Annotated in this window: 5 protein-coding genes; all 5 read right to left on the bottom strand. The window is 38.3% G+C overall.

Annotation, left to right across the window (positions count from 1 at the left end; all coding sequences use genetic code 11):
* Positions 1 to 136: 136 nt before the first annotated feature.
* Positions 137 to 808 carry a hypothetical protein gene (locus GSY74_RS09165; RefSeq protein WP_164664802.1) on the bottom strand — a complete coding sequence of 224 codons (672 nt, stop codon included), beginning with the start codon at positions 806 to 808 and terminating at the stop codon, positions 137 to 139.
* Positions 808 to 1,551: a 4Fe-4S dicluster domain-containing protein gene (locus tag GSY74_RS09160; RefSeq protein ID WP_164664801.1), complete on the bottom strand. Its 744-nt coding sequence runs from the start codon at positions 1,549 to 1,551 to the stop codon at positions 808 to 810. The genes GSY74_RS09165 and GSY74_RS09160 overlap by 1 nt, the downstream gene beginning before the upstream one ends.
* The gene (locus GSY74_RS09155) at positions 1,544 to 2,731 is read right to left on the bottom strand and encodes a nitrous oxide reductase family maturation protein NosD (protein WP_370518795.1); all 1,188 of its coding nucleotides are present in this window, start codon (positions 2,729 to 2,731) and stop codon (positions 1,544 to 1,546) included. Before GSY74_RS09155 ends, GSY74_RS09160 begins: the two co-directional genes overlap by 8 nt.
* Positions 2,732 to 2,861: 130 nt before the next feature.
* The gene (locus tag GSY74_RS09150; RefSeq protein WP_164664799.1) at positions 2,862 to 3,641 is read right to left on the bottom strand and encodes a cytochrome C; all 780 of its coding nucleotides are present in this window, start codon (positions 3,639 to 3,641) and stop codon (positions 2,862 to 2,864) included.
* A gap of 201 nt (positions 3,642 to 3,842) precedes the next feature.
* Positions 3,843 to 5,655: c-type cytochrome (locus GSY74_RS09145; protein WP_164664798.1), on the bottom strand; the 1,813-nt coding region annotated here is incomplete at its 5' end.

The following is a 5,655-nucleotide window of genomic DNA, read 5'->3' as shown; positions in this document are numbered from 1 at the left end:
TGGCTACGCTACCACTGCCCATATCGGCTATTACCTTACCATGATTTCCACCATGATAGGCTCCACCACCCATAAATGTCAGTGCCATCAAAGCAACAATCACAAGAGTTAAAATCCCCACGATTATATTTTTCATCTACTTACTCCTCATCTCTTCTATTTTTTCATTAAATGCCGAAATTTCATTGGCTAATTTACGGATATTCTCCTCACTCATACGGTCGATTAGTCCATCCATCAAGACATTACTTTTGGTTCCATTCTTAAACGCCACGATACTTTCAAAAATTTCATCTGAACTTTTGCCAAGCAGTGATGGTCCAATCACCCCATTGGCATAGTCATCATGACAAGCCGAACACTTCACAATAAACTCTTTGCTAAGTTTCTTTACCAAAAGTTCAATCCGCAACTGCTCATAAGGACTTCGCACATGCATATTGGCATCTATTTGAGTTCTAGGTTTCACCCTCACAGAAGCATCCTCATTGGCTGGTTGACTATGTGGGTCGTAACCATGTTTTAGGTCATTTTTCATTCCTTTATAGAATACATTCTCCTGCGAACCGTTACTCTCTTTTACTGAAACCTTTATCTCTTTGGGATTCTCATTAGCCACAATCTCAATTTTTGGTGCGATGGTTGTCTCTACTATTTTGCTTTGCTCTTTTACATCATCATCACCACAACCTACAAACAAAACAAATATTGAACCTAATAAGAGTATAGGAAACGATGGCTTCAGCCTCGTCTTATTCGGGGCTAAAGCCTCCGATTCCAATATATTTACTATTCTTTTTCTAATCATTAATGTCTTCCTCTTCCATACTGCTCTTTATAGCTCACGCGTGGTTTAATCACAATTGATGGTATAGCAGTTGGACAGACCTCTTGACACACCCCACACCCTGTACACCCATCATAGATAACAGGCTTTATAATCCCAATAAATGTTTGCACCATCTCAATAGCAGAGAGTGGATTTGGCATCGGACACATATCGGCACAAAGCGTACAAGGGTCACCCTCTCGATTGTTAAACTTCTCTAAAACCTCTCTCTCATACTCCGTGACATTATTCTCATCTTTGATAAAACTCAACATTTTATCACTGTACCCAGCAGGAATCGGCTTTCTCGTGACAGCCAAACAGCTTCGTGGGAACTGCAACACAGCAATCCCCATCTCTATATCTTCTGCCTTTTCACAAGCATGATCCAACGCCCCAGTTGGACAAGCCAAAACACAAGGCACAGCCTCACACGCCCAACATCCACGAACATTTGCATCTATATACGGCGTTCCCACTCCATGACCTTTACCCCAGTCTGCCAGTTCTATGGAGTGATAAGGACAGACCTGCAAACACTGACCACACTTGATACAGAGTCCTAAAAATTCATGCTCATCGACTGCCCCAGGAGGTCGCAATCGTCTCTCATCAGCTACTAAATAGGGGCTTAAACCCACTCCACCTGCCAATGCCATACCCAAAACACCAAGTGTTGAATATTTGATGAACTCTCGTCTCTCTGTCTTAATTTTACCCATTGTTTACCTCCAACCTTACTTTTGGTTTTTTATCTTCAAGCAAAAATATCGGTTCCGAAAATGGAGCCAATTTTGCCAAGAAATTTAGTAGTGATATTACAGGTGACCCATAAAAAAACTTCACATCAGGATTATAGACCCAAAGTTGGTCTGCGTATTGATAGACTTTGTGAGAGGTATCGCCCACATTATCATTATCCCTATCAAACCCTGTGTAGTTATCCCAATAGTTACCCTCTATCTCATTTTCGTTCGTTTTGCTTCCTCTACTATCGTTTACTATATCCTCTATATTCCCCATTATGGTATTGTTTTTAATAATATTATTTTCGCTAAGTGAGTGAAAATGTAACGCCTCGGAGTTATATAGTATACTGTTATTCTCAATCCAGTTATGCGTATCAGGCTCAAACGGTGACCTATCTATATAGAGTCCTTGAGCACAGTAGATGACCGTGTTATTTTTAATCGTAAAATTCGATACATCTTTCAACCCAATTCCCATACCCGTAGCACCTAGTGAACTCTGAACCAAATTACCTGTAGCGATGGTATCTTTGGAGTACATAAAAAATATTCCTACCGAATTGTACTTATAGGTGTTATTTTTGACAATATTTTTACCTGCATACATAAAATGCAGAGAGTAACGACCATACTCCCCATAGTTCTCTTCTATAATATTTCCATGAGAATACCAAACCACCATGTCTCTTGATTTTATTAGCCTGTTTTTCTTGACAATATTATCATGACTATACCAAAGACGCAGACCATCACCCCTAAGACCCAAATCAAAATCTTTTGAACGGATGAAATTATTCTCTATCAATGAATTGCTCACCATCTGCATATCAATCCCAAATAGACAATCATCAATCACACAATCACTAATCTCACACTGCTTGGACTCTTTGACCAGAATCCCAGCGTCCAGTGTATGGGTCAACTCTCCACTATTTATAATCTTTAGATTTTTTAGTGTTACAAACGAACTATTTATAGTTATAACCGTTCCGTTGCCTTCACCATCTATGATAACACCACCCTCTTTACCTATAATGGTTAGAGGTTTTTTGATAACAATAGAACCTTTGTAAACTCCTGCTAGTAATTTCAGGATTGAACCCTCTGGAGCCTTATCTATCGCATCTTGCAAAGCGTTAGCATTTAGAAACATGAACAGTGATAAAAAAACTATTAGAAGTCTAATCAAATTTCAACCTTTGTAGGGTGCGATTGCTATCGCACCATCCATTTCAAAATAATATTTTATTTATGCCAATTAAAGGTGTGATAGCAATCACACCCTACGCAGTCGCTCTCATGGCTTTCTGTCTCGCAAAAAACGCCAACAGACTCAACAACGAAATCACAACAATCAGATAGAACCCAATGGTAGGATATGAGTGTGTCACAAACTGTGCAATCTTCCCATCACCAAACACGGTAGGCATAAATGGTTTAATCTTGAACGCACCCCAATCATGAAGATTATGACCAAACCAATACAACCAATAGGAGTAATCAGCGATAAATAATACAGGCAGTGAGACAGGAATCAGCATCGCATAAGAGAAAATTTTCTTATTATAAGAAATAAAGTAAATCATAAACAACGAAAGAAGAAGAAGAGCATAAATCCCAATCTCTCGCTCCCACTGTCCACCAACCCACATCGGATCCATCCCAACATAGTGGTTGATAACATTCATCTCATGTACCTCTCCACTAAATCCATCAAAGTGAAAAAATACAGGAATCCCCTCTGGAAAAGCCTCTTTTGGATAGTTTGGAGCCTCTAGTGAAACAGCCCAAATAGGCAGGGAAGCCACCCCAATCTCAGACATACTTTTTATCATCCCATCAAGATTATCATGAGACTCTTTTGGCGTGGCAATACTCTTATATCGTCCCTGATTATAGAGATTCCAAACCGACTTATTTAGAGCTGAAATATCCTCCGTTTTGCCCTCATCAATCTTATTGAGTGTCCCATGAAATGCTATCATTGGAAATGTAAAAGCGACAGTCATAATGAGCAGTGCCAATGTAGCAAATATCTTTGACTTCATAAAACTTGGATGCATTATTACCCTTTGTGTGTGATTTTGTAAATTATAAACTCAGGGCTTCAGGTGAACCCTCAACTTATGATTTTTATAACTTTATCTTATTTATATTATAGATATAAGTTATTATAGTGAAAAGGGGAATTTGTATATATGATTTATATCAAGATTAATACAAGATGGGGAAATCCCATCTTGTAAGAGTAAAAAGAGCAACGATTAAAACAGATTAGCGTTCGCATCAATCCATTTAAAGTATTCAATAATATCTTGAATCTCTTCATCACTCATATGCTGGTTAGGCATCTTAAGGTTAAAGCTATTAATCATAGCATCAACATAAGGGTCTTTGTACATTTTTTCTGGCTCTTTAATAAAGTCAGCTACCCATTTAGCACTATCTTTACCGTGTCTCTCAAGAACACCAGTCAAGTCAGGACCTGATGATACTTTACCAACAACATGACATCCACCACATCCACCTTCATCAAAGGCTTTTTGACCTCTTTGAACCTGAGTTGATTGAGGAGTAGCAATAAGTCTTACCAATGCGTCTTTAGCTCTGATTCCAACATCAGCAGTCTTAACCATAAGTTGCCAAATCATGTTTTCAAATAGAATCGCTTTGTCCATATCACCAGCTTTGACAGCTTCATCAGCAAGTCTTTTCTGTTCAGGGATTTGACCAGCTTGTGCAAAGGCATCATCAACAAGGTCAGCTACCACTTTATGGTCACTAAATTTATTGTCTTTTAAGAATTTAACAACACTATCAATAACAGCTTGTGTCGCAGTGTTTACAGCAACAGTTTTGTCATATTCAGCTTTTAACTCTTCAGGAGTCATTGTTTTCATCTTAAGTTTTTGAGCAGATACATACTTCTTATCTGGGTCTTTAACCATTAGATAACCCATCATCTCTAGGTGAAGTGCTGAACAGAACTCTGTACAGTAGTAAGGGAATACACCCTCAATATCAGCTTCAAATTTGATAGTAGAAGTCTCACCTGGTTCGAGTGACATATGTACATCATAGTGGTCAACGGTAAATCCATGAGTCTCATCTTGAGCTCTCTCTAGGTTGGTAATGTGCATAGTAACAATGTCACCTTTGTTAACCGTGATTCTCTCTGGGTTAATATGTGAACGAACCATAGTTGCAAATACAGTTACATTTTTACCATCTCTTACGATTTTCTCTTGACCAGCAAGTGTTTTACCAATATGAATCTCGCCTGTTTTGGAGTTTGTACCCATTGGATAACGCACATGTGGATGAAGCTTTTCAGCTCTAATCGCTACAGCTTGGTGAGGCTCACCCAAAGGAATTGGCATATCATAAAGCAAGTCCATAGTCTTTCCACGAATATCAATCAACTGGTGATTTTGTGGATGCAATGGTCCAACATTTTGGAATCTATCAATTGCCAATTTGTTTAGAGAGATAATATACTTACCTTGAGGGTCAGCAGATTTTCCTTCCATTCCACAAAGGTGTCCAACATTGTAGTGAACATTCTCTTTGTCAAGAACTTTTAAATCTTTATAGTTCCATTTTACAATCTGACTATCAACATAGAGTGAAGTATAAATCTCACCATCTACATTTGAGTACTGATTATGCAATGGCCCAAGACCCAACTCAACTTGACCATGAAGTGACTCTTTCATATCAAGAATCGGAATACCATAAGGGTCTGCTCCAATATACTTTTTATCAGCTATAAGCTTTTTGATTTTGCTCCATTTATAAACAGAAGCGTGAGTATCTAGCTTACCACAAACCGTAATATACTCACCATCAGGAGAGACATCAACACCGTGTGGAGATTTTGGCTCTGGAATCAAAAATAGACAATCATTGGCAACAGATACTTCCATTGGAACAATTCTATGACCATTAATAACATTGTAGTTTTTCTTATCTTTAACAAGTTTAGCTAACTTTTTCCAGTTATATACATGTAAAAAGTCAGTATCGTTTCTTGACATACCAGCTTCATTTGGTGGCATACCAACTTCGATTCCACCT

It is taken from the genome of Sulfurovum sp. bin170 (assembly GCF_010892395.1).
Lineage (GTDB): Bacteria > Campylobacterota > Campylobacteria > Campylobacterales > Sulfurovaceae > UBA1140.
Note: the sequence above shows the minus strand (reverse complement) of the source record. Positions and strands in the feature narration are given on the sequence as shown.

Coding starts and splice junctions, on each gene's coding strand:
- GSY74_RS09165 (WP_164664802.1), bottom strand. CDS start 808: ATGATTAGAAAAAGAATAGTAAATATATTGGAATCGGAGGCTTTAGCC.
- GSY74_RS09160 (WP_164664801.1), bottom strand. CDS start 1,551: ATGGGTAAAATTAAGACAGAGAGACGAGAGTTCATCAAATATTCAACA.
- GSY74_RS09155 (WP_370518795.1), bottom strand. CDS start 2,731: ATGTTTCTAAATGCTAACGCTTTGCAAGATGCGATAGATAAGGCTCCA.
- GSY74_RS09150 (WP_164664799.1), bottom strand. CDS start 3,641: ATGCATCCAAGTTTTATGAAGTCAAAGATATTTGCTACATTGGCACTG.